Below are 25,931 nucleotides of genomic sequence, written 5' to 3' on the forward strand. Positions count from 1 at the left end.
CAACGAGGAGGACCGATGTTAGAAGCCACGTTGCGGCAGCAGGTGACCGTCCCGCTGAGATTCGGCGACGGCTACGCAGCTTCCGCTCGTGTGATGACCTTCGACGGGCTCGTCGACGGCAAGGAGCATCTGGCCCTCGGGCTCGGTGACTGGCAGCGCGCGCTGAAGAAGTCGGCCGCCGGTGGCCGGGCGCCCCTGGTGCGCCCGCACAGCGAATGCCTGACCGGCGACGTCTTCGGCAGCCAGCGCTGCGACTGCGGTCCGCAGCTGCGCGAGGCCGTCGAGCGGATAGCCGAGCAGGGCGGCTTCCTGCTGTACCTGCGCCAGGAGGGTCGCGGCATCGGCCTCTACGCCAAGCTGGACGCCTACGCCCTGCAGGACGCCGGCCTGGACACGTACGAGGCGAACGTGGCCCTGGGCCGCGGCGAGGACGAGCGGGACTACACCGCGGCGGCCCAGATGCTGCTCGCGCTGGGCGCCGACCGCATCCGCCTGCTGAGCAACAACCCGGACAAGGCCCTCCAGCTCGAGAAGTCGGGCATCGAGGTCACCCAGCGGGTCCCGACCGGGGTGCACATGTCGGCGGCCAACGTGCGCTATCTGGCCACCAAGGCCTCCCACACGGCGCACACGATCGACCTCCCGCTGGCCGAGTGACGCTCCGGGACCGATGTCCGGCAGGATGAGCTGATGGTGGACGACCCGGCGCTGGTGCTGACCGCGATCGACCAGGTGCCTTTCATCCTGGCCGTGTGCGAGGGACCGGAGCTGCGGGTGCTCACCCTCAGCGCGGCCACCCGCTCGGTGCTGGCCGGTCGCGAGTTCCGCGGCCGGCCGATCCGCGAGGTGATCGCCGACCTCGCCGGGCAGCAGTTCGTCGACGCGTACTACGAGGTCTACCGCACCGGGGAGCCGGTCGACGGCCGGGAGTGGCGGACCCACATCACGGCGCCGGACGGCTCGGTGCACGAGCTGTATGCGAACTTCACCATCACCCCGTGGACCGTCGACGGGGAGCGGCGCGGGGTCATCGGGGTCGGCTTCGACGTCACCGCGATGGTGCAGCAACGGCAGGCCGCGGCCGAGCGCACGGCCCACCTGCAGATGCGTTACGACCAGGGCCGCGAGGTGATCACGGCCCTGCAGCGCGCGCTGCTGCCCTCGGGACTGCCGGTGCTGCCCGGGGCCCAGGTGGCGGCCAGCTATCTGCCGGCCGAGGCCGACACGGCTGCCGGCGGCGACTGGTTCGACGCCGTCGCCCAGCGCGACGGCCGCCTCGCGCTGGTCGTCGGCGACGTCGTGGGGCACGGGGTCACCGCCTCGGGCGTGATGGGACAGCTGCGCGCGGTGCTGCAGGACAGGCTCGAGGAAGGCGCCGGAATCGTCGAGGCGCTCGCCGCGGCCGACCGCTTCGCGGCCCGGGTGCCGGCCGCCCACGCGACCACGGTGGCGCTGGTGGCGCTCGACCCGGTGAGCGGCGACTTCGACTACTGCACCGCCGGGCACCCGGCCCCGCTGGTGGTCGGGCCGTCGGGCGAGACCCGCTATCTGCCGCTGACCGGTGGGGCGCCGCTGGGGACCGGTGGAACCTTCGGCGTACGCCGGGACCGGCTCGGCGACGGTGAGCTGCTCCTGCTCTACAGCGACGGGATCCTCGAACGGCCGGGGCGCGACCACGCCTCGAGCGGGGCCGAACTGGCGCACGTGGCCGCCGACAGCGCCGCCGGGCGGGCCCTGCACGACCCGGTGGCGACGCCGGCCGAACGGGTCTGCTCGCAGACGGTCGAGTTGCTGGTGCGCGCGACGGGGCACACCGACGACATCACGCTGCTGGCGGTTCAGCGCGTACCGGTCGTGCCGGACCTGGCCCTGGACCTGCCGGCCCAGGCGGCCGAGCTGCGAACCGCCCGGCACGAGCTGGGCGCGTGGCTCGGGCAGCTCGGAGCCACCGGGGAGGACGTCTTCGCCCTGCAGCACGCGGTCGGCGAGCTGCTGGCCAACGCCGTCGAGCACGCCGGGACGGCCGACGAGGCGACGGTCTCGGTCGAGGCGACCCTGAACCCGGCCGGCGTCGTGCTGGTCGCGGTGACCGACCACGGGACGTGGCAGGAGCCGCAGCGACAGGGCAACCGCGGGCGCGGACTGGCCCTGACCGCCCAGCTGGTGTCGCTGCTGACGGTGGACCACACCGAGACCGGGACGGTGGCGCGGATCTCGCACCGGCTGAGCCGGCCGGCCCGGCTGCTCGACCTCGCCACCGCGCCGCCGCACCCGGCGCGCGGGGACGAGCCCGGATTCCGGGTCGTCGAGCAGGACGGCGACGACGAGGCGCGGGTGCGGCTCGAGGGGCCGCTCGACCTGACGACGGCGGCGCTGGCCCGCCAGGAGCTGCTCAGGCGGGGCCGGGGCGGCACGGTGCCACTGACGGTGGATCTGTCGGGGGTCACGCATCTGTCCAGCGCCGGGGTGTCGGTGCTGCACCAGGTGGCAGGTCATCATGCGGCTCAGAACGCTCCTCTCGTGCTGGACGCCGCGCCGGGCACGCCCGCTCAGGTGATTCTCGAGCTGGTGGCGTTGCTGCCGGCGCGCTGAAAGTCTGCTCGCTCCGGCGTCCGGCCTGCGGGTTGTCCACAACTCGCGGTTGTCCACAGGGCTTCGCGGGAGGCGGGCCTTTCTCTGTACTGTCGCGGGGTGACTTCAGCCCACGCCCCCGCCCACGGCACGGCCGCCGTCGACGTCCTCAACCGGGTCTTCGGCTATCCGTCGTTCCGCGGGCAGCAGCACGAGATCATCGAGCATGTGGCCGGCGGCGGCGACGCGCTGGTCCTCATGCCGACCGGCGGGGGCAAGTCGCTGTGCTATCAGATTCCCGCGCTCGTGCGGCCGGGCACCGGCGTGGTCGTCTCGCCGCTGATCGCGTTGATGCAGGATCAGGTCGACGCGCTGCGCACGCTCGGGGTGCGGGCCGACTTCGTCAACTCCACCCAGGGTTACGACGAGCGCCGGCGGGTCGAGGCCGAGTTCGTCAACGGCGACCTCGACCTGCTCTACGTGGCCCCCGAGGGGCTGGGCGTCCCGGCCACCCAGCGGCTGCTCGACCGGGGCAAGATCTCGCTGTTCGCGATCGACGAGGCGCACTGTGTGTCGCAGTGGGGCCACGACTTCCGGCCCGACTATCTCGGCCTGTCGATGCTGCACGAGCGCTGGCCCGAGGTGCCGCGCATCGCGCTCACCGCGACGGCGACGAGCGCCACCCGCGACGAGATCGCCACCCGGCTGCAGCTGACCGACGCGCGCCACTTCACCGCGAGCTTCGACCGGCCCAACATCCAATACCGCATCGTGCCGAAGAACGAGCCGCGCAAGCAGCTGCTCGACCTGCTGCGCACCGAGCACCCCGGCGACAGCGGCATCGTCTACTGCCTGTCCCGGGCGTCGGTGGAGCGCACGGCCGAGTTCCTGTCGCAGAACGGGATCAACGCGCTGCCCTACCACGCGGGCCTCGACAACCGGGTCCGCGCGGCCAACCAGTCCCGCTTCCTGCGCGAGGACGGCCTGGTCATGGTCGCGACGATCGCCTTCGGCATGGGCATCGACAAACCGGACGTCCGCTTCGTCGCGCACCTCGACCTGCCCAAGTCGGTCGAGGGTTACTACCAGGAGACGGGCCGGGCCGGGCGCGACGGCCTGCCCTCGACGGCCTGGCTGGCGTACGGGCTGCAGGACGTCGTGCAGCAGCGCAAGATGATCGACAGCTCCGACGGCGACCTGGCCCACCGCCGCAACGCGGGCCGGCACCTGGACGCCATGCTGGCCCTGTGCGAGACCGTGACGTGCCGGCGGTCGCAGCTGCTGAACTACTTCGGGCAGACCTCCCCGTCGGAGAACTGCGGCAACTGCGACACCTGCCTGGTGCCCCCGGAGTCGTGGGACGGCACGGTGCCGGCTCAGAAGCTGCTGTCGACGGTGCTGCGGCTGCAGCGCGAGCGGGGGCAGAAATTCGGCGCCGGCCAGTCGATCGACATCCTGCTGGGCAAGGAGACCGACAAGGTCCAGCGGTTCCGCCATCATGAGCTGTCCGTCTTCGGCATCGGCAAGGAGCTGCGCGACGCCGAGTGGCGCGGAGTCGTGCGCAAGCTGCTGGCCGAGGGGCTGATCGCCGTCGAGGGCGAATACAGCACCCTGGTGCTCACCGACGCCAGCGCCGGTGTGCTGCGCGGCGACACCAAGGTGATGATGCGCCGCGAGGCCCCGGCCAAGGTCAAGGCGCCCAAGCAACGGGCGACGGCCGCCGTTGCTCCCGCGGCCGACCTCTCCCCCGCGGCTGCCTCCACCTTCGAGCGCCTGCGGGCGTGGCGGGCCTCCGTGGCCAAGGAGCAGGGCATGCCCGCCTACGTGATCTTCCACGACGCCACGCTGCGCGCGATCGCGGCGCTCGACCCCAAGACGCTGGGCGAGCTCGGCACGGTGAGCGGCGTCGGCCAGGGCAAGCTGACCAAGTTCGGCCAGCAGGTCCTCGACACCCTGCACGGCCCCGGCACTTCCGGTGACTCCCCCACGCCACCACCACCGGCCAAGTCCGCGGCCGCCTCGGGCAGCGCCTCCGCGGCCGCCTCCCGCTTCGGTGACGCTGAGCCCACCCACGCCTTCGTCTTCGACGAGGAGCCGCCCGACCTCGACTACGACCACGAGCCCCCGCCGCCCGACTACGACTGATCCGTCCGCCCCTGAACGGGGGGTCAGGTGGACAGCACTCGCTTGTAAGGCGAGTGTCGTCCGCGGTTGATGGCCGTCGTCCGTCGGGCGGGGCGCCGGGGCCGGTCGTCTGCTCGGCCGGGCGGTGGTGTGTGCCGCGCTGGCCGGTCGGGCGGAGAAGTCGGCCGGGTGTCGGTAGTGAGGCCGGTCCGGGGGCCGTAGCGTGCCTGCGGTACGGAGCGTGAAGATCGCTTCGACGTGACCGAGGGGGCGCCCGTGGGGGCACGTCTGTTCGTGGCGGGCGCCGTTGTGGCTCTGGCCGGGCTGGGGACGCTGAGCGGCTGTTCGGCGGACGACGACGAGCCGAAGATCGTCACACCCGTGGTCGCCGAGCAGGAGGCCGCTCCCAGCCTGCCGAAGGGGGACGAGGAGACCTACCTCCTGGCGTTGACGTCGGTCGACGCCAAGCTGACGGCCGACAAGCAGGCCGCGCTGGACAACGGCTACAACCTCTGCACCGACTTCACCAACGGCATGACGACGAGCGAGGCGGTCACCGACGCGATCAGCCTCTTCGCGGTGGACGCCAAGAAGGGCCAGCGCATCGTGGCCATCACCAAGACCAACCTCTGCAAGCCGTCGGCCTCCAAGGGCAGCTGACCGGCACGCCACGCCGGCGAGGGGCGCCACGCCGGCGAGGGGCGCCGCACCGGCGTGAGGCGCCGCACCGGCGTGAGGCGCCGCACCGGCGTGAGACGCCGCACCGGCGTGAGACGCCGCACCGGCGTGAGGCGCCGCACCGGCGTGGAGCGCGGCGAGGAGCGCCGGCGGGGATTACTGCGTGGCGCCCACGTTGACCATCCACGGGACGCCGTACTTGTCGACCAGCTGGCCGTAGAGGTCGCCCCACATCTGCTTCTCGAACGGCAGCGTGACCGTGGCGCCGTCGGCGAGCTTTTCCCACACGTCCTCGAGGCCCTCGCCGGGGTCGCCGCTCAGGCTGACTGTCATCGTGTCGCCGGGCGTGAAGGTGCCCATGCCGGGGGCCGTGTCGGAGGCCATCAGGACGTAGCCCCGGTCGGTGGTGAGCATCGCGTGCATGACCTTGTCGGCGATGGCCGGGTCGGGGGCGCCGAACTCGCCGAAGGTGTTGACCTTGAGCTCACCGCCGAAGATCGCGTGGTAGAACTCCATGGCTTCGCGGGCGTTGCCGTCGAAGGTCAGATACGGGTTGAGCTGAGACGCCATCACAGACTCCCTTGGCTGCGGAAACGACTGCTGCGAACGAACCCGACGCTAGACCTGCCCCCCGACAATTTTGAGTCCTCCGCCGGATCGCCACCCGAACAGTGGTCGCCCATCCCGGCCCTCCCGGGCGAAGCCGACGAAATGCCGCGGCGAACGGCCCGGCGGCCCTTGGGGAGCAGCCGGGCCCGGCACAGCCTCAGCGATGGTCGGAGCCGGCCGACTCCACTGCCGCGCGACCGGCTTCGAGCCGGGCGATCGGCACCCGGAACGGCGAGCACGACACGTAGTCCAGCCCGACCTCGTGGAAGAAGTGCACCGACTCCGGGTCGCCGCCGTGTTCGCCGCAGACGCCGAGCTTCAGGCCGGGCCGGGTGGCCCGGCCCTCGTCGGTGGCGATGCGCACCAGCCGCCCGACCCCGTCGCGGTCGAGGGACTCGAACGGCGAGATCCCGAAGATGCCCAGTTCGAGGTAGCGCCAGAAGAACGCGCCCTCCACGTCGTCGCGCGAGAAGCCCCACGCCATCTGGGTCAGGTCGTTGGTGCCGAACGAGAAGAACTCGGCCGCCTCGGCGATCTGCCCGGCGGTCAGCGCGGCCCGCGGCACCTCGATCATCGTGCCGATGAGCACCTCGACGCCCGTGTCGCCGACCACCTCGGCGATGATCTTCTCGGCCTCGGCCCGTACGGTCTCGAGCTCCTGGACCGCGCCGACCAGCGGGACCATGATCTCGGGGCGAGGGCGGCCGCCCTCGGCGGCCAGCGCGACCGCCGCCTCGGCGATCGCGCGCACCTGCATGGCGAACAGACCGGGGATGACCAGGCCCAGGCGTACGCCGCGCAGGCCGAGCATCGGGTTCTGCTCGTGCATGCGCCGCACGGCCGCGAGCATCCGCTCGTCGCGCTCGGCCTCCTCGCCGCGCTCCTTGGCCACCGCCACCTGCACCGCCAGCTCTTCGAGGGAGGGCAGGAACTCGTGCAGCGGGGGGTCGATCAGCCGCACGGTGACCGGCTGGCCGTTCATCTCGCGGAAGATGTCGAGGAAGTCGGCCCGCTGCAACGGCTGCAGCGCGGCCAGCGCCCCGTCACGCCCGGTCTTGTCGTGGGCCAGGATCAGCCGCTCGACCAGTTCGCGCCGGTCGCCCAGGAACATGTGCTCGGTGCGGCACAGGCCGATGCCGTGAGCCCCGAAGCGCCGGGCCCGCGCGGCGTCCGTACCGGTGTCGGCATTGGCCCGCACCCGCAGCCGGGCCCGCGAGTCGGCGTGGGTCATCAGCTGGTGCACGGCGGCGACCAGCGGTTCGTTGGCCAGCGCGGGATCGAGGTCGCCCTCGAAGTACTGCACCACTTCGGAGGGGCGCACCGGCACCTCGCCGAGGTAGACCCGCCCGGTCGTGCCGTCGATCGAGATCACGTCGCCCTCGCGCACGACCTGACCGCCGACCGTGAACCGGTCGCGGCCGACCTCGACCTGGTCGGCCCCGCAGACACAGGTCTTGCCCATGCCCCGGGCCACCACGGCGGCGTGCGACGTCTTGCCGCCGCGGGAGGTCAGGATGCCCTGGGCCGCGATCATGCCGGGCAGGTCGTCGGGGTTGGTCTCCCGCCGTACCAGGATCGCCTTCTCACCGGAGGCGGCCAGCTCGACGGCGCGGGCGGAGGTGAAGACGACGGAGCCGTACGCCGCGCCCGGGGACGCGCCGACGCCGCGAGTCAGCGGGGACGGGTGGCCGGCCAGGTCGAAGCGCGGGAACATCAGCTGCGCGAGCTGGGCCCCGCTGACCCGGGTGACCGCCTCGTCCAGGTCGATCATGCCTTCGTCGACGAGCTGCGCGGCGATCGTGAAGGCCGCGGCCGCCGTGCGCTTGCCGACGCGGGTCTGCAACATCCACAGTTTGCCGCGCTCGATCGTGAACTCGATGTCGCACAGGTCGCGATAGTGCCCCTCGAGCGTGGCCATGATCTGCAGGAGCTCGTCGTACGACTTCTTGTCGATCTTCTCGAGGTCGGCCAGCGGCAGCGTGTTCCGGATGCCCGCGACCACGTCCTCGCCCTGCGCGTTCTGCAGGTAGTCGCCGTAGATGCCGCTGTCGCCGGTCGACGGGTCGCGGGTGAACGCGACGCCCGTACCGGAATCGGGCCCGAGGTTGCCGAAGACCATCGCGACGACGTTGACCGCGGTGCCCAGGTCGGCCGGGATGCGCTCCTGGCGCCGATAGAGCACGGCCCGGTCCGCGTTCCAGGATCGGAAAACCGCCTCGATCGCCAGGTCGAGCTGCCGGCGCGGGTCCTGCGGGAAATCGTGACCGACGTGCTTGACGAAAACCTTCTTGTACGCCGACACGAGCGATTTCAAATCGTCGGCGTCCAATTGCACGTCGTCCTCGACGCCCTTGGCCACCTTCGCGTTGTGCAGCGCGTCCTCGAACTCGTCGCCGGGCACATCGCACACGGTCTTGCCGAACATCTGGATGAGCCGGCGGTAGGAATCCCACGCGAAGCGGTCGTTGCCGCCGGCCTGCCGCGACAGCCCGGCCACCGAGTCGTCGTTGAGCCCGACGTTGAGAACGGTCTCCATCATGCCGGGCATCGAGAATTTGGCCCCCGACCGCACGCTGACCAGCAGCGGGTCGGCCGGGTCACCGAGCCGGCGGCCCATCGCGGCCTCGAGCCCGGCGAGATGGCGGTCGATCTCGTCGCCGAGCCCGCCGATCTGCGCGCCGTCGGTCAGGAACCGGCGGCAGGCCTCGGTGGTGATCGTGAAGCCGGCCGGGACCGGCAGGCCGAGATTGGTCATCTCCGCGAGGTTGGCGCCCTTGCCCCCGAGAAGGTCTTTGAGATCCCTGTTTCCCTCGGCGAAGTCGTAGACGTACTTTGCCACCGCCAGCCACCTCCGGTTTTGATTCCTCGGCCGAACTGGTTCCTGCCCCCAAGGTTCGTAAGGCTATGCAGACTTCGGCCTAATAGTTAACAGTGCGGTGGGGTATTCCACAGGTGCCCGACACCCGCTGTTCGGTAAGCGCTTTCTCCGCGCAGTTCCGCGCAGCGGAGCGGTCGAGTAGCGTGGCCGCGGTGGAGGGACTGCGACGACGTTGCGAGAAGAAGCTGCGTGGCCTGCGTGTGCCCGACCCGTTCGACCTCGACGAGTTCTGTGACGAGATCGCCGGCCGCCGCGGCCGCCCGCTGATCCGCCAGCCGGTTCCGGGGCTCAGCGCCGAGGCGCCCTGCGGACTCTGGATCGGCACCGAGACGGCCGACCACGTCTTCTACGACCCCGGCACCTCGCCGCTGCACGCCGAGCACATCGTGCTGCACGAGCTCTCGCACATCCTCTGCGGACATTCCGGGGCCGACGCGGCGATCGAACGGCTCTTCCCCGACCTCGAGCCGGGCGCCGTCCGGCGCATGCTCGGCCGGGTCGGCTACTCCGACGGGCAGGAGCGCGAGGCCGAGATGATGGCTTCGCTCATCCGCGGCCGCTCCTCCCGCGGTCCGCGCACCACGCTCGGACGGGTCGCCGACGCGCTGGGCTTCGAATGATCCTCGACGTCGCGCTGCTGGTGCTGCTGTGGGGCGCGACGCTGGTACGGGTCCCGACCCTCTGGCGTGACCAGCGGCAGCGCGCGCTGTGGGCCGCGGTGTGCGCGATCGCGCTGGCCAAGACGGTGTCGTTCGGACCGGTCGCCGCGCAGGTCGACCTGCCGATCGTGCCGCACCTGCTGGGGGTCACCTCGGCGTTCTTCCTGCAGCGCTTCATCGCCCTGGTCACCCACACCGGTGTCCGGTCGCGGCAGCTGGCACTGCTGCTGACGGTGCTCGTGGTCCTGTGCGTCCTCGACGTGATCGCCGGGGGCATCGACACCGAGGCCGAGCTGCTGGCCGGCGACCAGGGCTGGTCGGTCGCCGGGTACTGGGTGGTGCTCGAGGCCTACCTGGGCACGGTGCTGGTGAGCACGTCCCTGCTCTTCTGGCGGATCGGCGGCGAGGCGCGGGCCCGGCTGGCCCGGGCCGGGCTGCGCGTGACGGCGGCCGGGACAGCCCTGGTGGCCTGCTATGCCGCGGTCAAGGGGAGCCTGATCCTGGCGCACAACCTCGGCACGACCGTCGCGTTCTCGACCGTCGAGCCGGTCGGCCGCACGGTGCAGACCAGTGGGCTCATCCTGACGATCGCGGGTCTGCTGGTGCCAGCGACCCGGCGGGCCCGGGCGGCGTACGCGGCCTATCGCTCCCTGCTCGTGCTGCGCCCGCTCTGGAAGGCGATGCGGGACGCGTTCCCCGAGGTGATCCTTTTCACGCCGCGGCGCGCGGTGATCGAGCTGGCCGGCGTCGACGACGTGCACCTGCGGCTCTACCGCCGGGTCATCGAGATCCGCGACGGCATGCTGGCGTTACGCCCGTACGCGTCGCCGCACGGCCCGTCGCCGGACGAGGAGGCAGCCGCCATCGCGGCCGCCCTGCACCGCCGGGCGGCCGGGAGCCCGCTGGAGACCCCGGGCTCGTGGGCGCCGGTCGGCCCGACGATGGCCGACGAGGTCGCCTGGCTCAGCCGGGTCAGCCGTGGCCTCGCAGGCCCTTCTCGGACTCCCACACCCTCTGGATCAGCTCGCTGATCGTGTCGCGGCCGCGCGGCGACACGTCGGCGGCCCGCAGGGCGAGCTCGGTGACGCCGGCGTCGCGGATCGTCCGCAGCAGGTCGAGCTGGGAATCGATGCGGGTCGTCTGCTCGTCGTCGATGAAATACGACACCGGCACCCCGAAGTAGGTCGCGAGCGCGGTCAGATGCTGAATGGTCGGGTTGTCACGCCGGCCGGTGCGCAGCTGCCAGATGTACGTATGGGAGATCGACACTCCCTGGCCGGACCGGACAGCCTCAGCCACGGCCATGTAACTCGGCTCGGGCCGCAGCTGTTTGAAAAGCCTGTCCAGTCTCCCGGCGATGGAGAAGGCGCCCACCCACGCCTCCCTCCCGTTTGGTCATCACGCAGCCTACGACGCCATGAGCAGGGACGCGAGCCTCACGTCCATGCACATCCCCCGATGCAGGCGCCATAAACTGACGTTGACGGACCCGATGCAGCCTAGAACACCTCATCGCGCTGCTCAAGGGCCTGAAGAGCTGTCTTGTTACCGGGACGCGCGGAACTTGTATGGTCAGGTTGTGGCGAGCATTGTGGAAGGTCGCGAAGTTTCGGCACTGCTGGACGAGCTCAGCACCATGGTGGGACGAGAGGATCCCTACGGCCACTACGCGAGGCTGCGGGAGCTGGGGCCGGTGCTGCGCGAGCCCGACGGCACCCTGATCGTCACCCGGTTCGCCGACTGCCAGGCGGTCTCCCGCGACCACCGGCTGGGCAAGATGCCGATCGAGATGCTCCCGCTGGCCGGCCTGGCCGACTGGGCCGAGCACCCGGCGCTGCACGGCTACTTCACGAGCCTGCTGGGCATCAACCCGCCCGATCACACCCGGTTGCGACGGCTGGTCAGCTCGAGCTTCACCGCGCGCCGGGTGCGGGAGCTGGGGCCGGCGACCACCCGGATGATCGACGACCTGATCGACGACCTGTCCGCCGCGGGCACCGCCGACTTCGTCGCGGCGTTCGCGTTCCCCCTGCCCTGCAACGTGATCAGCGAGCTGCTGGGGGTTCCCGAGGCCGACCGCGCGCCCTTCCAGCATCTGGTGCAGGACTGGTCGGCGGTGCTCGACGAGATCACGCCCGAGGTGCTGCTCAAGGCCGACCCGGCTGCCCAGGCGGTGCGCGACTATCTGGGCGGGCTGGCCGCCGAGCGACGGCAACGGCCCCGGGGCGACCTGATGAGCGCGATGGTGGAGCACGAGGAGGCGGGCGACCGGCTCACCGGCGACGAGTTGCTGACCATGGCCGGTCTGCTGTTCGCGGCCGGCTTCGAGACCACGACCAACCTGCTCTCCAACGGCCTGGCCGCGCTGCTCGACCATCCGGAGCAGCTGCCCCGGCTGCACGCCGACCCGGCCGCGGCGGTCGAGGAGCTGCTGCGCTTCGACTCCCCGGTGCAGAACATCGACCGTACGGTGATCGAGCCGGCGTCGGTGGCCGGGGTGGCGCTCGAGCCGGGCCAGCGGATCGTGGCCTACACCGGGGCGGCCAACCGGGACCCGCGGCGTTTCACCGACCCGGACCGCCTCGACCTGCTGCGGGCCGACACCGCGTCGCTGTCGTTCGGCGGGGGCATCCACTACTGCCTGGGCGCGCCGATGGCCCGGCTCGAGGCGCAGATCGCCTTTCCGCGGCTCTTCGAGCGGCTGCCGGGGTTGCGGCGGGCGGACGGCGCCGAGCGGCGCAACAGCCTCACGATCCGCGGCTTCGACAGCCTGCCGGTGACGACTGCGTGAGAGCTGGCCGCCTCAAAGAACCGGTCGCAGAAGCAGGCACAAATAAGACGCCGCTGCGAATTCCACGGGGGAAGAACTCGCAACGGCGCACTCGGAACATTAGACGACAGCGGGCTGTCGTGTCTATCCCGCCGGCTGAGCCGACCGTTGGACCAGCTAACCAACCCGCTGGACCACGGTGCCGACGAGCTTCTGCCAGTCGGCGTCGAAGTTCGACGCGGCGCTCGACGTGCCCAGCCGGTAGAGCGCGTACTGATCGACGAGGACGACGTTCCGGCTGTTCAGGATGGCCACCGCGGTGTCGGCCGCACCCGGGTGGGCCTTCTCGTACGTCTTGTGCCGGATCACCACGAAGCCCTTCCAACCGGCCTCGTCCAACGTTTTGATCTCGATCTTCTCGGTGTAGCCCGGTTCGGACTTGTCGTCGTTGACCGTGGCCGGCACCGACACCGACGGCGGGCAGCTGTCGGCGATCGCCCGCAGAGCCGTGTGGGCGGCCGTGGCCAGCGTGACGTCGCCGTAGACGAGCGCCGTCTGGTCGAGCGTCTGCGCGCCGTTCTTTCCCTCGTCCACAAAGGACGACGCCACGACCTCCCCGCCGGGTGGCACGGTGGGCGCGGCCGACGTGCCGCCGCAGAGGCTCACCAGCTTGCCCGGGTCGGCGCTCTGCGCGGGTGGCTGCCACGTCGGGCCGATCTCGGCCGCCTGCAGCAGCGCGCCGCGCATCGTGGTGACGTCGACGAGCCCGGTCGGCTCGGGCGCCGGCTCGTCGTCCGACGAGCAGCCGGCCACCGCGAGCAGGGCCAACGCCGTCGTCGCGGCGAGTCGGGAGGCTCTTGCGGTCACGAACATCGGGCCATCCTCCCAGACCGGCGGGCGGCCCCGACGACGATGCCGCGACTACTACCGACCGGCATCCGGGCTCGACTCTCGGTGACGAAACGGGAGGCGACGGGATAGGTTGTCCCCGAGACCCTTCAGGTGAGGAGGTCGCATGGCGGACATCGACGCGCTTGCTCTGCGGCTGCGCGCCGAGCTGGGCCCCGAGCAGGTCGTCACCGACCGGCAGGAGCTCCGGACGTACGAGTGCGACGGCCTCGCCCACTACAAGGTCATTCCGGCCCTGGTCGTGCTGCCGCACACCGCGAGCCAGGTCGCCACCGTGGTCCGGGCCTGCGTCGCGGCCGGCGTGCCGTTCGTGGCCCGCGGCTCCGGCACCGGGCTCTCCGGCGGGGCGCTCCCGCACGCCGAGGGCGTCCTGATCGTCACCGCCCAGATGCGCCGCATCCTCGACATCGCGCCGGCCGACGAGCGGGCCGTGGTCGAGCCCGGGGTGATCAACCTGCAGGTCACCAAGGCCGCCGCACCGCACGGCTACTACTACGCGCCCGACCCGTCCAGCCAGCAGATCTGCTCGATCGGCGGGAACGTCGCCGAGAACTCGGGCGGCGCCCACTGCCTCAAGTACGGCTTCACCACCAACCACGTCACCGGCCTGCAGATCGTGGCCCCCGACGGCGAGCTGCTGCGGCTCGGCGGCCGCGCGCTCGACCCGCCGGGGTACGACCTGATCGGCGCGTTCGTCGGCTCGGAGGGCACGCTGGGCGTCGCCACCGAGGTGACCGTGCGGCTCACCCGGCTGCCCGAGGCGGTGCGCACGCTGCTGGCCGCCTTTCCCAGCATCGACGCCGCCGGCGCGGCCACCTCGGCGATCATCGCGGCCGGGGTGGTGCCGGCCGCGATCGAGATAATGGACGCGCTGGCCATCGAGGCGGCCGAGGCCGCCGTCGCCTGCGGCTACCCGCCCGGCGCGGCGGCCGTGCTGATCGTCGAGCTGGACGGGCCGGCGGCCGAGGTCGAGGCCCAGTTCGACCAGGTCACCGCGCTGTGCGACCGGGCCGGCGCGTTCGAGTTACGGACGGCGGCCGACGACATCGAGCGGGCGCTGTTCTGGAAGGGCCGCAAGTCCGCCTTCGCCGCGGTGGGCCGGATCAGCCCCGACTACATCGTGCAGGACGGCGTGATCCCGCGGACCGCGCTGCCCGAGGTGCTGCGCCGCATCGGCGAGGTGGCCGGGCGGCACGGCGTACGGGTGGCCAACGTCTTCCACGCCGGCGACGGCAACCTGCACCCGCTGGTGCTGTTCGACGCCCGCGTCGAGGGTGAGGCCGAGCGGGCCGAGACGGTGTCCGGCGCGATCATCGATCTCTGCATCGAGTACGGCGGCTCGATCACCGGTGAGCACGGCGTCGGCATGGACAAGGCGAAGTACATGCCCCGCATGTTCAGCGACGACGACCTCGACACCATGCAGCTGGTGCGGTGCGCGTTCGACCCCGGCCGGCTGGCCAACCCCGGCAAGGTGTTCCCGACCCCGCGGCTGTGCGGCGAACGGCCCGGTGGCGGCCTGGCCGAACGTTTCCCCGGCGTGGACGTGTTCTGATGGGGGCGCTCGACGAGCTGACCCGCCCGGCCGGCGACGACGACCACGTCGGCGGCGTGCCGGCCCGGCTGGTCGCCGCGCCGGCCTCGACCGGGGAGGCGGCCGCGCTGGTCGCCGCCGCGCGCGACCTGACCGTCGTCGTCCGGGGCGGCGGAACGAAACTGCACTGGGGCCCGCCCCCACGCTCGCTCGATCTGATCATCGACACGGGCCGGCTGGCCGGGGTGGTCGAGCACGCGGCCGGCGACCTGATCACCGTGCTGCGGGCCGGGACGCCGCTGGGCGACCTCGAGCTGGGCGATCAGCAGCTGGCCCTCGACGCCCCCGCGGCGGCCACGGTGGGCGGCGTGGTCGCGACCGGGACGAGCGGCCCGCGGCGGCTGCACTACGGCACCGCGCGCGACTTGCTGATCGGCATCACCATCGTGCGGCCCGACGGCGTCGTCGCGCGGTCCGGCGGCAAGGTGGTCAAGAACGTCGCCGGCTACGACCTCGGCAAGCTCTACACCGGGTCGTACGGGACACTCGGGCTGATCACCGAGTGCGTGTTCCGGCTGCATCCCCGGCCGGCGGCGGCCGCGTACGTCCGCTCGACCGCCCCGGCCCAGGCCGTGCCGGCGATCCTGGCCGCCCAGGTCGCGCCGGCCGCGATCGAGATCGACACGGCCACGGGCGAGCTCGCCGTGCTCCTCGAGGGCACGCCGGCGGGCGTCCGGGAAAGGTCCGCCCTGGTCGAGAAGCTGCTGGCCGGGGAGCTGAGCGAGACCGCGCCCGGGTGGTGGGGCCGCGACCCGTGGGCGCCCGACGAGATCGGGATGAAGCTGTCGGTGCCGCTGTCGAAGGTGCCCTCGCTGATCGACTCGGGGGCGGCGCTGCGAGGCTCGGCCGGCACGGGGGTCCTCTACGCCGCCGCGCGGGACATCACCGAGGTCGAGCGGCTACGGGCGTTGTGCGTGCGCGGCGGCGGGCACGCGGTGGTGCTGACCGCACCGGCCGAGGTGCGCGACATCCTCGACATGTGGGGGCCGGTGCCGGGACTGGCGCTGATGCGGCGGATCAAGGATCAGTTCGACCCCGGTCACCGTTTCGCGCCGGGGCGTTTCGTGGGAGGCATCTGATGGTCGACGCCACCTGGGGCACCGGCGAGCCGCCGCGCGACGTGCTCGGGCCGGTCGACGACGGCCGGGCGTTCGACCACGACCACCCGCCGCGCGCCGACCTGCTGGCCGACTGCGTGCACTGCGGCTTCTGCCTGCCCAGCTGCCCGACGTACGTGCTGTGGGGCGCCGAGGCCGACTCGCCGCGCGGCCGCATCTACCTGATGAACGAGGGCGTCGACGGCGAACCGCTCAGCCCGTCGATGGTCTCCCACTTCGACAAGTGCCTGGGCTGCATGGCCTGCGTGACCGCGTGCCCGTCCGGCGTGCAGTACGACCGCCTGATCGAGGACACCCGGGCCCAGGTCGAACGCCGGTTCACCCGCGACCGCGGCGACGCCCTGCTGAGGCGGGCCATCTTCGCGCTCTTCCCTTATCCGCGCCGGCTCCGCCTGCTGCGGGGGCCGCTCCGGGCGTACCAGAGCTCGGGTCTGCAGAGACTGGTGGCCCGCAGCGGCCTGCTCGACCGTCTGGGTCCCACCCTGGCGACGCTCGAGTCGCTGGCGCCGCGGCTGCGCAAGGTCCCCCCGCCGCCGAGCCGGGTCGCGGCCCGGGGCGCCCGCCGGGCCGTCGTGGGCATGCTGACCGGCTGCGTCCAGGGCGCGTTCTTCCCCGAGGTGAATTCGGCCACCGTACGCGTTCTGGCCGCCGAGGGCTGCGACGTGGTGATCCCCCCGGGCCAGGGTTGCTGCGGCGCCCTCAGCGTCCACAACGGACGGCGCGACGAGGCGCTGCGTTTCGCCCGCCGGCTGATCGACACGTTCGAGCACACCGGCATGGACTACTTCGTGGTCAACGCGGCCGGTTGCGGTTCCAGCCTCAAGGAGTACGGCGACCTGCTCGCGGACGACCCGGCGTACGCGCGAAGGGCGGCGGCGTTCGCCGCGAAGGTCCGCGATCTGGCCGAGCTGCTCGAAGAGCTGGGCCCGGTAGCGCCCCGCCATCCCCTGCCGCTGACGGTGGCCTATCACGACGCCTGCCATCTGGCTCACGCCCAGGGCGTCCGGGCCCAGCCGCGCGCGTTGCTGCGCGGCATCCCCGGGCTGACCGTGCGCGAGATCGCCGACCCCGAGCTGTGCTGCGGCTCGGCCGGCATCTGGAACGTCCTGAACCCGGTGCCCGCGGCCGAGCTGGGCGACCGCAAGGCGGCCAACGTGCTCGCCACCGGCGCCGAGCTGCTGGTCACCGCCAACCCGGGGTGCATGATGCAGGTGGCCGCCGCCCTGCGCCGTCAAGGTGCGGAGCTGGCCATGGCCCACACCGCCCAGGTTCTCGACGCTTCCCTGCGCGGCCTGGGAGCCGACGCCCTGCGTACGCCCTAGAGTCCGGCCGCGTCGTCGTAGCGGCTGCGCAGGCCGGCCATCTCGGCTTCGGCCAGCGCCTCCTTCTGCGCCAGGTCCGCGTACCGGGCCGGGAACATCTCGCGGAGCCGGTCGGCGAACGTGACGTCGGCGGTGGCCTCGACGACCTGGATGCCCGGTAGCTGGGTGGACATGTCGACGATGACCGGGCCGGCCAGCTTGACCGCCACGTCCCACGGGCGCTTCGGCTCGGCGACCCCGCAGAGGTGGAAGCCGTAGACCTTGCGGACGTCCGCGAGGGCCACCGCCTGAGCCGGCTCGTAGCCGTAGACGCGGACCCCGCAGATCGGCTTGACATCCGCGCCGGCCGCCGTCGCGACGTCGTGACCGGCGTGGTTGTGCCGGCCCGGGTCCGACTGTTCGAGCGTGTCGCGCATCCGGGTCTCGATCTGGGTCCGCAGATCGGCCGGCTCGTCCTCCGGAGTGGCCAGGATGAGGGCACCGGCCGACACCGTCAGCAGGATCGCCGCCGCACCCACATAGCGGTGCCGGAGCCCCGCCGCGAGGTCCTTCCAGGACTTCATGTTCGCTCTCACCTCGTCGCCGGCCGCGTGGTCACTTCGGGAGCGGGCGGCCCGGGGCATCGACCGATGCCCCGGGCCCCGCTGATCAGGTGAAGTTCACGTCGCTGCACCACATGTAGGCCTGGTCGAGGTGCGAGGCCTGCCAGATGACGAAGACGATGTGATGTCCGGTGTATCCGGAGGTCGAGACGTTGAACGAGATGTTCTGAGCCGGCGCGTACCGGCCGGTCTGCGTGATGAAGTCGAGGTTCCCCCAGCCGAGGCGCTGGGTGGCCGGGTTGAACCCCTGCTTGCTGACGTAGACCCGGAAGTGGTCGGCACCGTGGCTGGCCTGGTCGTAGAGCTGGACCGTGAAGTTGCGGCCGATGTTCGAGGTCCGCCAGGCGCCCGGCTCGTTGAGGCTGTTGTTGCGGGTCAGGCCGTTGCTGCAGAGCTGCCCGTCCGGGGTACGGGCCTGGTACTGACCGCCGAGGCCGTCGCGCAGGGCACTCATCCAGTTCCACATGGTGTCGGGGTTGGACTGGAAGGCCTTGTAGCACATGGGGTCCTGCTGCTGCATGGCCGGATTGGTGTGCTGACTGCCCCAGGACTGCCAGCACTGGTAGGCGCGGGTCGCCGGGCTCACGACGGTGCCGTGGGCCTGAGCCGCGCTGCTCCACGGCAGCAGCGCAGCCAGCATGGCGAGCAGCACGACGACGGCACGGACGGGGCTCCGGCCGGATCGGAACTCGTGTGGACGCACGATCTGTCCTCCATTCTTCGGCGTTCATACGATCATGGGAGCGCTCCCAGAAATACTCTCACCCATGTGTCCGGATATCAACCTACGTCTATGGATATTGGCACAGCTCGCCACGATCCCGGCCACGGTCACGCACATTTCGGGATGCGACATATAGCCTGAAGCTATGAGAAAACAGTCATCACGCCTGGCCGCTCCGGCGGTCGCCGTCCTGGCCACGCTGGTTGCCGTTCCCGCCCTCGACGCCGGCCGCCCAGCGCCGGCCTCGGCCACCGCCGCGGCGAAGTCCACGTCCGCCGATCAGACCCCGGAGAGTGTGCTGGTCACCGGCGAGGGGGAAGTGTTCGGCAAGCCGGACACGCTGGACGCCACCTTCGCCGTGGAGACGACCGCGTCCACGGTCGCCGAAGCCCTCAAACGCGCCAACACGGCGGCTGCTCGCATGCGCGACACGCTCGTCCGGCGCGGGGTGGCCAAGGCAGACCTGCAGACGTCGAACGTCAGCCTCACCTCGACCCGCAAGGACGACGGGACCGTCATCGGTTACACCGCGAACCAGGGGCTCACCGCGAGGATCCGCAACCTGCCGCAGGGCGGCGCGCTGATGTCCGCCGCCGTCGCGGCCGGCGGCGACGCGGCACGGGTGCTCGGCGCGTCCTTCTCGATCGAGGACGACGCCGCGCTGCTGGCCGAGGCACGCAAGAAGGCGTTCGCCGACGCCCGCCAGCGGGCCGCACTGTACGCCCGCGAGGCCGGCCGGCCGCTCGGCCGGGTGCTCAAGGTGAGCGAGGCGAGTCCCGCTCAGTGGAAGGGTGGAGACCGGTTCGCCGCGTCGGACTCGTCCGTCCCCCTCGAGCCGGGCCGCCAGGCGCTGACGGTCACCATCACGGTGGAGTGGGCCCTCGACGCGCCGGCACCCCGCAGCCGCCGATCCTGACCGGCTGACCCCTTCTACTTTCGCGCCCACTCGTCGGCGAGCATGGCGAACTGAAGCTCGGTGCTCCACTCCCCCTTGAAGATCTCGTTGTCGACGAGGCGGGCCTCCTGGCGCAGGCCGAGCCGGCGGGCCACCCGGGCCGAGGCTTCGTTGCGCTCGTCGAGGCGCGCGACGATCCGGTGCAGACCCAGGTCCTCGAAACCGAGCCGCAGGACGGCGGACGCCGCCTCGGTGGCGTAGCCGCGCCCGGCGAAGTCCGGGTTGAAGACGTACCCGATCTCGCCGCCGCGGTGGTGGCTGCTGTGCCAGAACAGGACCACGTCACCGATCAGCCGGCCGGTGTCGGCCAGGACGGCCCCCAACGTCAGGGACTGACCCTCCTCGGTCAGCTCGGTCCGCGCCCACGGCCCGGCCAGCCGGTCGGCGATCAGGTCGCGGTCCATCGGCTCGAACGGAACGTAGCGGCAGACCTCGGGACGGCTGCGATAGGCGAGCAGGGCGTCCACGTCGTCCGTCGCCAGCGGACGAAGCAGGAGGCGCTCGGTCCGAACGGGGTAGTCGGGACGCAGTTCGTTCACATGACGGCTTCGCACGCCACCATGATGCCCACTCCCGACGATCAACGGCTCGCCTGGTGGCTGCCCGGCCGGCCGGCCTTCGGCGTACGGGAAAGGATCAGATCGCCGGCGCGGGCCAGCACCTGGGCCCGGGTGCGGTCGCCGTGCTCGGCGGCCAGGAAATGCTCGCCGATGAGCAGGCAGAAGGCGAGGACGCTGCGTGCCTCGACCTCGTCGGGGTCGGAGCAGAAGGTGCCGATCATCTCGCGCAGCAGGGCCATCCGCCGGTTGTCGACCCGGCGCAGGCGCTCGGCGACCTCGTCGTCGCGGCGGGCCCAGTCACGGATCGCCAGGTCGATCGGGAGCAGCCGATCGCTGGAGAAGGTCAGCAGCCCGGCCCGTTCGATCTTTTTCTTCGGGTCGCCGCCCTCGCGTTCGATGCGTTCGTGGACCTCGTCGGTGCTCTCCCGCTCCCAGGTGTCGAGCATCGCGGTCAGGAGGGCATCGCGGTCGGCGAAGGACCCGTAGAAGCCGCCTTTGGTCACCCCGAGCTGCTTCGCCAGCGTCTCCACCCGTACGGCGTCGGGCCCACCCGCGGCCAGCGCCCGCAGACCCTCCTCGATCCACCGCTCGCGCGGCGTCCGGGTCGCGAAGCCATTGTGCGCCACGTCACTCCTCCCGTGTACGCCACCGTATATACGGCTGCGTATAACAGCTCTAGCCTGGGCTTATACGGTACCGTACAGGGGAAGGGAACGACGATGACCGTGCTCCGGCCGCTCTCCGCGATCCACTACACCGACCGCTTCACCGTTCGCACCGACGCCCGGCGACCACCGGAGGAGTGGGCCCGCTCGATCTTCGGCGACGTCCCCGATCCCGGGGAGTTCTTCATCTGGCGGATCGTCCTGGGCCTGCGGCTGAGCAGCGGGCGCTCCCCCGAAACCATCGCGGGCTGGCGCATCGCCGGCCGCGGCGACGAGGCGATCCGCATGGAGGCGGCCTCTCCGGCCATGACGGCCAACCTGGTGGTACGAGCGGCCGACGGCGAGGTCTCCCTGTCGACCTACATCCGCTACGACCGTCCGTCCGCGCGCCTGCTCTGGACGCCGCTGTCCGCCGTACACCGGCGGCTGGCTCCCCGAGCCCTCCGCAACGGCGTCGCCCGGCTGAGCCGGTGAACCAGACGGATCACCGAGCGCCACCGATCCGGAGACGGTTCCCGTCCGGATCCCGCAGGTGGACCTCGCGTCCCCACGGCGCGTTCTCGACGGCAACCCCGAACTCGGCCGCCACCGCGTCGACGTCACCGACGTGGAGATACAGGAGCGTGTCGGGCCGGGCATCGTCGCGGTGCTCGGACAAGTAGAGCTGCATCGGCCCGCGGGAAACACACACGAACAGCGGGAACCCCGGCTCGAAGCGGTGCTCCCACTGCTGGGCGAACCCGAGCCGCGAATACCAGGCGGCCGAGGCTTCAGCGTCTCCCACATGCAGGATGGGCGTGATCTTCTCGTCCATGCGGGCATCCTGACAGACGGCGGGCGTCCGGCACCGACCGAACGGCGCCGGGTCAGAGGCCGCGTTCGAGGGTGCTGCGCTCGACGCAGAACTCGTTGCCCTCGGGGTCCTGCATGGTCACCCAGCCGAGGCCGTCCGGGGTGCGGTGGTCCTCGTAGAGCTTGGCGCCCAGAGCGGTCAGCCGTTCGACCTCCTCGTCGCGGGTGCGCTCGTCGGGCATCCAGTCGACGTGGAGGCGGTTCTTGATCGTCTTGGCCTCCGGTACGCGGATGAACAGCAGCCCCGGCACCGGCGACGGCGCCTCGACCAGCACCTCGTCGTCACCCGGGTTGTCGTCGTCGCCCAGCGGCCAGCCGGTGACCTCGCTCCAGAAGCGGGCCAGTTCGAACGGCTCCGAGCTGTCGACCGTCACGTGTCGCAAAATCATGCTGAGACCCTAAGGGAGAGACCCCGGCTTCCTCAGCCGGTGCCGCGACTCCACTCCACAGGCCGGCGCGGGAGCGGGCGCACGGCGGGCCGGAAGTACCGGGCGAACGGCACTTCCGGCGCTGTTGCAGACCTCATCGGAACTGATCTCGAAAGAGGTCAGCTCACGTTGGAGAAACGAACGCGGACGTGGTGGATACGGTTGAGGCGCGCATCCGGCATGACCTTGTTGTCGATCCAGGTATACGCCTTGTTGTTGCCACGCGGATCAAACCACGCGCCGGCGAAGGCCTCGTGATAGAAGGTGGCCAACGTGACTCCGTTGTTGTCGATCACGTCGACCGAGACTCCGAGCGTGACCCCGACGAACACATACGGATTATGAATGTCGGCGTTCGTCTGCACCATCAGGCTGCGAACGAACGTGCCGTCGGAGCCCTCCACCGATTGCACAAACGCCGCAGCAGAGGCATTGATGGTGCAGGTTGTCGCGGGCGGCACAGAACTCGATGACGCGTACCAACCATCGCCATCTTCGTTCAGCTGACCGAGCGGGGCCAGAGTCGCGGTCGACGGCGAGGAGGACCGCGACGAACCCGCCGTCACCTTGCCGATCAAGGGCAGCAATGCGCCACCGAGTGCAAGGCCACCGGCCAAACGTCGCTGGGTCGTGTTGGACATGATCTTCTCCCTCTTTTTGTCCGGCGCCTCCGGCCGGTGTGAATCCACGTTCGCAGCGAGCCGGCCCTGGCGAAATTCGGAGAACTACGTAGAGGAATGCGGCGTGGGCGAGGATCGTCGATGTGGTGGCAGCTCAGTTGGAGTACGCGCGCTTCCTCGACATGACTGTGGCGCTCCTCGATGACGAGTCAGAGGAGCCGCCGTGGCCCCTGATGGCGTTGGAGTTGCAGGCCGCGATGCGGGCCAATGCCGCCCTGTTCCAGGACGATCGGCCGCCGCCGACCAGTACGGGTCCAGTGCTGGCATGGACGCGCTCGCCATCGGTCGCCCGGGCGAACAAATATGTTCTTGCGTTACGCCGGGCGCATCCGCTGGGCGAGCTGTATGTGGCCGGCGAAAAATCGGTGCTCCGAGTCAGCGATGTCACGGATGACCGGTCGTGGCGGCGAAACCCGGTGTACAACCTCTGCCGGCGTGATGTGGACGGCGCGATCCGGCATCTAGGTGTCCCGATACCAGGTGCGGCGGGCGCGGCGAGGCTGTTCCTGATCTGTCGGCCTGGGCTCGACTACACCGACCATGAGGTGAGCCTCATGCGAAGGGTGCAGCCGTTGCTCTTTCGCTTGGACCGGCATCTGGCCGAGCTGTCACGCCTGCGGACGCGCGCGGAGGCGCCGGCAGAGCTCGGCCGTCGGGCCAACGCGCTGGGGCTTACTCCTCGCCAGCTCACCGTACTGGCGCTGCTTGCCGAGGGCCTGACCGCGCGGGCGATCGCGCGGCGCCTGGGTATCACCGAGGCGACCGTCTCCAAGCATCAAGAAAACCTGTACCGCAAACTGGGCTGTAAGGACCGGCTCGGCGCTGTCCTGACTGCCCAGCGCGGAGGACTCTTCGCTCGATGAGCGATGCCGGCCCCTCCGGGAGCGAAGCGACAAGACGCGGACGGCCGGCGATGACGACCCGGGACAGACCCAGACCATGGTTGATCTACAGAACACCAGGTCCCGGATGCGGTGGTTGGTTGTAGGCGGTGTTCTGCCAGGCCAGGGCCTCGCGGTACTGGATGTCGTGGAGCAGGGTGACCACCCGGCGGTCGGTCGGGACGGGGGTCGAATAGATGCGCAGGGCGGTGTTGTCCGTGGTGGGCCAGATGACTTCCTCGCGCCAGTCGCCGAGCAGGTCGCCGCTGAGGGAGGGGGTCGCTTTGGTGCCGTTGTTGGAGTGCACGCCCGAGGCGGTCAGCAGGCGCGTGTCCGCCGACGTGCCGTACTTGTCGATGCGGGTCTGGTCGAGCAGCTCTCGTTGCGGGTCGCCGTCCCACCAGATCACGAAGTTCGCTGAGCTCGGCTTGCGGCTCGCCACCACGGTTCCCGACGGGCTGCGAACGCCGTCGACCGCGGAGGACCACGACTCGGCGCCGGGGCTGCCGGCCCAGACGTCGGCCGAGACTCCGCGGCCGTTGTCGCCGCTCGCCGGCGTGCTCCACAGGATCTGACCCGTGCGGGCGTCGGCGAACCAGGACGACGGCTTGCTGGCGTCCTCGTCGACCTTGAAGACCTCCAAGCCCGTACGGGAGGGGTCGAGATCACCGACGTGCAGGGCGTCGCCGTGGCCGAAGCCGGTGTTCCAGAGCTTGGCGCCGTTGTCGTCGATCGCCAGGGAGCCGTAGACGATCTCGTCCCGGCCGTCGCGGTCGACGTCGGCCACCGAGAGCTGGTGGTTGCCCTGGCCGGCGGTGCCGCTGTTGGTCGAGCTGTTGCTGTCGAAGGTCCACCGCCGGGTCAGGGCGCCGTTGCGGAAGTCCCAGGCCACGATCACGCTGCGGGTGTAGTAGCCGCGGGCCATGATGAGGCTGGGCCGGCTGCCGTCGAGGTAGGCGGTGCCCGCGAGGAAGCGGTCGACCCGGTTGCCGTACGAGTCTCCCCAGCTGCTGACCGTGCCGCGCGGGGGTTCGTAGTTGACGGTGGACAATGCGGCGCCGGTGCGGCCGTCGAACATCGTCAGATACTCCGGGCCGGTGAGCACGTAGCCGGACGAGTTGCGGTGGTCGGCGCCCGCGCTGCCGATGATCTGCCCGGTGCCCGAGACGGTGGCGTCGGCCGTCTTCATGGCCACCTCGGCCCGGCCGTCGCCGTCGTAGTCGTACACCTGGAACTGGGTGTAATGCGCGCCGGCCCTGATGTTCCGCCCGAGGTTGACGCGCCAGAGCCGGGTGCCGTCGAGCTTGTAGGCGTCCACGTAGACCGGGTCGGTGACGCCGGACTGCGAGTTGTCCTTGGCGTTGAGCGGCTCCCACTTGAGGACCAGGTCGAGCCGGCCGTCGCCGTCGAGGTCGCCGGTGCTCGCGTCGTTCGCGGCGTACAGGGAGCTGTTGGGGTTCTGGATGGGCACGTCGAGATATCCGTTGCCGAACGTCAGCGACGGGCCCTCGGCGGCCTGTTCGACCCCGCCCAGGACGGGACGTACGGTGTACGCGCTGTTCGCGGCCGCGCCGGCGTCGAGATAGGTGGTCGAGCCGGTCAGCGGGGACGCGTTGAGCCGGGTCGCGCCGCGGTAGACGTTGAAGGCGATGCCGGCCGGGTCGGTGGCCAGCCAGCGCCAGCTGACCAGGTTGCCCGAGCCGGAGCGGACGCTGATCACGCCGCGGTCGAGTCGTTCCCGCTGCTTGCCGTCCGTCGGCGCGGTCGTCGTGGGCTGCGGGTTAGGGGTGGTCGGAACCGTGGGCTGCGGTGACGGCGTGGTGGGCTGCGCGGTCGTCGGTCGCGAAGTGGTGGGCTGCGGTGTCGTCGGCTGGGTCGCGCCCGTGCAGGCGACGCCGTTGAGCGTGAACGACGCGGGCGTCCCGGAGGCGCCGTCGGCGTTGAAGCCGAAGCTCGTCGAGCCGTTGGTCGCCAGGGTGGCGTTCCAGCCGGCGTCGCGTACGGTGACCGCCGGCCCGGACTGGCTGACCGACCCGTTCCACAACTGCGTGATCGTCTGGCCGCCGGGCAGCGCGAAGGCCAGCGTCCAGCCGTTGACCGGGTCCCCGAGATTGGTGATGTCGACGGTGCCGCCGAAGCCGCCGGGCCAGGTGCTCGCGATGGCGTAGCGCACCTGGCAACCGGCGGCGGCGTCGGCCCGGGCCGCGACCAGGATGCCCGCGCCGGCGGTGGCGACGGCGAGGGCGGTCGCGATTCCTCTTCTGGCCACGGGCGGTCCTTAGATCGAGAGACGTGAATGGGAGCGTTCCCAGGGTCGCGCATGGCGACGCTGCGGTCAAGGTTGGACTGGGA

General features: G+C 71.1%; 25 protein-coding genes. 13 read left to right on the top strand and 12 right to left on the bottom strand.

The window, feature by feature from the left end; translation table 11 throughout:
* The first annotated feature begins 15 nt into the window (after positions 1-15).
* The 4 genes from ribA to HJC40_RS25145 all read left to right on the top strand — a co-directional run bounded on the left by ribA (position 16) and on the right by HJC40_RS25145 (position 5,355).
* Entirely contained in the window at positions 16-657 is a 642-nt protein-coding gene (ribA, locus tag HJC40_RS25130) for a GTP cyclohydrolase II (RefSeq protein ID WP_250004086.1), read from the top strand.
* A gap of 33 nt (positions 658-690) precedes the next feature.
* Complete coding sequence (locus HJC40_RS25135) at positions 691-2,592, top strand: SpoIIE family protein phosphatase (RefSeq protein ID WP_250004088.1); 1,902 nt, start codon at positions 691-693, stop codon at positions 2,590-2,592.
* A 99-nt stretch (positions 2,593-2,691) separates the two neighbouring features.
* Entirely contained in the window at positions 2,692-4,716 is a 2,025-nt protein-coding gene (gene recQ, locus HJC40_RS25140) for a DNA helicase RecQ (RefSeq protein WP_250004090.1), read from the top strand.
* 255 nt (positions 4,717-4,971) lie between these two features.
* The gene (locus HJC40_RS25145; protein WP_250004092.1) at positions 4,972-5,355 is read left to right on the top strand and encodes a hypothetical protein; all 384 of its coding nucleotides are present in this window, start codon (positions 4,972-4,974) and stop codon (positions 5,353-5,355) included.
* A 174-nt stretch (positions 5,356-5,529) separates the two neighbouring features.
* Here HJC40_RS25145 and HJC40_RS25150 read toward each other — a convergent pair whose 3' ends face one another.
* Together HJC40_RS25150 and ppdK are read right to left on the bottom strand one after the other, a co-directional pair.
* Positions 5,530-5,943 carry a VOC family protein gene (locus HJC40_RS25150; RefSeq protein ID WP_250004094.1) on the bottom strand — a complete coding sequence of 138 codons (414 nt, stop codon included), beginning with the start codon at positions 5,941-5,943 and terminating at the stop codon, positions 5,530-5,532.
* A gap of 196 nt (positions 5,944-6,139) precedes the next feature.
* Positions 6,140-8,821, bottom strand: a complete 2,682-nt coding sequence (ppdK, locus tag HJC40_RS25155) for a pyruvate, phosphate dikinase (protein ID WP_250004096.1) — start codon at positions 8,819-8,821, stop codon at positions 6,140-6,142.
* A gap of 191 nt (positions 8,822-9,012) precedes the next feature.
* On the opposite strand from ppdK, the gene HJC40_RS25160 reads away from it, so the two are divergent.
* Entirely contained in the window at positions 9,013-9,480 is a 468-nt protein-coding gene (locus HJC40_RS25160; RefSeq protein ID WP_250004098.1) for a hypothetical protein, read from the top strand.
* Positions 9,477-10,550: an MAB_1171c family putative transporter gene (locus tag HJC40_RS25165; RefSeq protein ID WP_250004100.1), complete on the top strand. Its 1,074-nt coding sequence runs from the start codon at positions 9,477-9,479 to the stop codon at positions 10,548-10,550. Before HJC40_RS25160 ends, HJC40_RS25165 begins: the two co-directional genes overlap by 4 nt.
* On the opposite strand, the gene HJC40_RS25170 is transcribed toward HJC40_RS25165, so the two are convergent.
* Positions 10,492-10,893: a helix-turn-helix domain-containing protein gene (locus HJC40_RS25170; RefSeq protein ID WP_250004102.1), complete on the bottom strand. Its 402-nt coding sequence runs from the start codon at positions 10,891-10,893 to the stop codon at positions 10,492-10,494. The two genes, HJC40_RS25165 and HJC40_RS25170, sit on opposite strands and share 59 nt — an antisense overlap.
* Positions 10,894-11,098: 205 nt before the next feature.
* Here HJC40_RS25170 and HJC40_RS25175 point away from each other — a divergent pair, with 205 nt between their 5' ends.
* Complete coding sequence (locus HJC40_RS25175; protein ID WP_250004104.1) at positions 11,099-12,310, top strand: cytochrome P450; 1,212 nt, start codon at positions 11,099-11,101, stop codon at positions 12,308-12,310.
* A 156-nt stretch (positions 12,311-12,466) separates the two neighbouring features.
* Here the strand turns inward: HJC40_RS25175 and HJC40_RS25180 are convergent, their stop codons facing one another.
* The gene (locus HJC40_RS25180; RefSeq protein WP_250004106.1) at positions 12,467-13,162 is read right to left on the bottom strand and encodes a hypothetical protein; all 696 of its coding nucleotides are present in this window, start codon (positions 13,160-13,162) and stop codon (positions 12,467-12,469) included.
* Positions 13,163-13,304: 142 nt separating this feature from the next.
* On the opposite strand from HJC40_RS25180, the gene HJC40_RS25185 reads away from it, so the two are divergent.
* The 3 genes from HJC40_RS25185 to HJC40_RS25195 are packed head-to-tail and all read left to right on the top strand — an operon-like array spanning position 13,305 to position 17,232.
* Positions 13,305-14,753 carry an FAD-linked oxidase C-terminal domain-containing protein gene (locus tag HJC40_RS25185; protein ID WP_250004108.1) on the top strand — a complete coding sequence of 483 codons (1,449 nt, stop codon included), beginning with the start codon at positions 13,305-13,307 and terminating at the stop codon, positions 14,751-14,753.
* Positions 14,753-15,871, top strand: coding sequence for an FAD-binding oxidoreductase (locus HJC40_RS25190; protein WP_250004110.1), 1,119 nt, complete (start codon positions 14,753-14,755; stop codon positions 15,869-15,871). Before HJC40_RS25185 ends, HJC40_RS25190 begins: the two co-directional genes overlap by 1 nt.
* Positions 15,871-17,232, top strand: a complete 1,362-nt coding sequence (locus HJC40_RS25195) for a (Fe-S)-binding protein (RefSeq protein ID WP_250004112.1) — start codon at positions 15,871-15,873, stop codon at positions 17,230-17,232. The genes HJC40_RS25190 and HJC40_RS25195 overlap by 1 nt, the downstream gene beginning before the upstream one ends.
* On the opposite strand, the gene HJC40_RS25200 is transcribed toward HJC40_RS25195, so the two are convergent.
* Together HJC40_RS25200 and HJC40_RS25205 are read right to left on the bottom strand one after the other, a co-directional pair.
* Positions 17,229-17,795: a hypothetical protein gene (locus tag HJC40_RS25200; RefSeq protein WP_250004114.1), complete on the bottom strand. Its 567-nt coding sequence runs from the start codon at positions 17,793-17,795 to the stop codon at positions 17,229-17,231. The two genes, HJC40_RS25195 and HJC40_RS25200, sit on opposite strands and share 4 nt — an antisense overlap.
* A gap of 85 nt (positions 17,796-17,880) precedes the next feature.
* Positions 17,881-18,537: a lytic polysaccharide monooxygenase gene (locus HJC40_RS25205; RefSeq protein ID WP_250004116.1), complete on the bottom strand. Its 657-nt coding sequence runs from the start codon at positions 18,535-18,537 to the stop codon at positions 17,881-17,883.
* Positions 18,538-18,703: 166 nt separating this feature from the next.
* Between HJC40_RS25205 and HJC40_RS25210 the strand changes: the two genes are divergently transcribed.
* Positions 18,704-19,474, top strand: a complete 771-nt coding sequence (locus tag HJC40_RS25210) for an SIMPL domain-containing protein (RefSeq protein WP_250004118.1) — start codon at positions 18,704-18,706, stop codon at positions 19,472-19,474.
* 14 nt (positions 19,475-19,488) lie between these two features.
* Here HJC40_RS25210 and HJC40_RS25215 read toward each other — a convergent pair whose 3' ends face one another.
* Together HJC40_RS25215 and HJC40_RS25220 are read right to left on the bottom strand one after the other, a co-directional pair.
* On the bottom strand, positions 19,489-20,067 hold the full coding sequence (locus HJC40_RS25215) for a GNAT family N-acetyltransferase (RefSeq protein ID WP_250004120.1): 579 nt from the start codon (positions 20,065-20,067) through the stop codon (positions 19,489-19,491).
* Positions 20,068-20,093: 26 nt separating this feature from the next.
* Positions 20,094-20,699, bottom strand: a complete 606-nt coding sequence (locus HJC40_RS25220; RefSeq protein ID WP_250004122.1) for a TetR/AcrR family transcriptional regulator — start codon at positions 20,697-20,699, stop codon at positions 20,094-20,096.
* A 93-nt stretch (positions 20,700-20,792) separates the two neighbouring features.
* On the opposite strand from HJC40_RS25220, the gene HJC40_RS25225 reads away from it, so the two are divergent.
* A complete protein-coding gene (locus HJC40_RS25225; protein ID WP_250004124.1) occupies positions 20,793-21,212 on the top strand; it encodes a hypothetical protein in 420 nt (139 codons plus the stop codon).
* A gap of 10 nt (positions 21,213-21,222) precedes the next feature.
* On the opposite strand, the gene HJC40_RS25230 is transcribed toward HJC40_RS25225, so the two are convergent.
* From HJC40_RS25230 to HJC40_RS25240, 3 genes are all read right to left on the bottom strand, one after another.
* Positions 21,223-21,552 (bottom strand): glyoxalase superfamily protein, encoded by a 330-nt coding sequence (locus HJC40_RS25230; protein ID WP_250004125.1) that lies wholly within the window; start codon positions 21,550-21,552, stop codon positions 21,223-21,225.
* Between the two features lie 52 nt (positions 21,553-21,604).
* Positions 21,605-21,979, bottom strand: coding sequence for a VOC family protein (locus HJC40_RS25235; protein WP_250004126.1), 375 nt, complete (start codon positions 21,977-21,979; stop codon positions 21,605-21,607).
* Positions 21,980-22,137: 158 nt separating this feature from the next.
* Positions 22,138-22,659, bottom strand: a complete 522-nt coding sequence (locus tag HJC40_RS25240; RefSeq protein ID WP_250004127.1) for a hypothetical protein — start codon at positions 22,657-22,659, stop codon at positions 22,138-22,140.
* 125 nt (positions 22,660-22,784) lie between these two features.
* On the opposite strand from HJC40_RS25240, the gene HJC40_RS46210 reads away from it, so the two are divergent.
* Positions 22,785-23,561 (top strand): LuxR C-terminal-related transcriptional regulator, encoded by a 777-nt coding sequence (locus tag HJC40_RS46210; protein WP_250004128.1) that lies wholly within the window; start codon positions 22,785-22,787, stop codon positions 23,559-23,561.
* An 85-nt stretch (positions 23,562-23,646) separates the two neighbouring features.
* On the opposite strand, the gene HJC40_RS25250 is transcribed toward HJC40_RS46210, so the two are convergent.
* Positions 23,647-25,848, bottom strand: a complete 2,202-nt coding sequence (locus HJC40_RS25250) for a cellulose binding domain-containing protein (RefSeq protein ID WP_250004129.1) — start codon at positions 25,846-25,848, stop codon at positions 23,647-23,649.
* Positions 25,849-25,931 lie beyond the last annotated feature (83 nt).

The sequence above is a fragment of the Actinoplanes sp. M2I2 genome (assembly GCF_023544445.1).
In the GTDB taxonomy this organism is placed as follows: domain Bacteria; phylum Actinomycetota; class Actinomycetes; order Mycobacteriales; family Micromonosporaceae; genus Actinoplanes.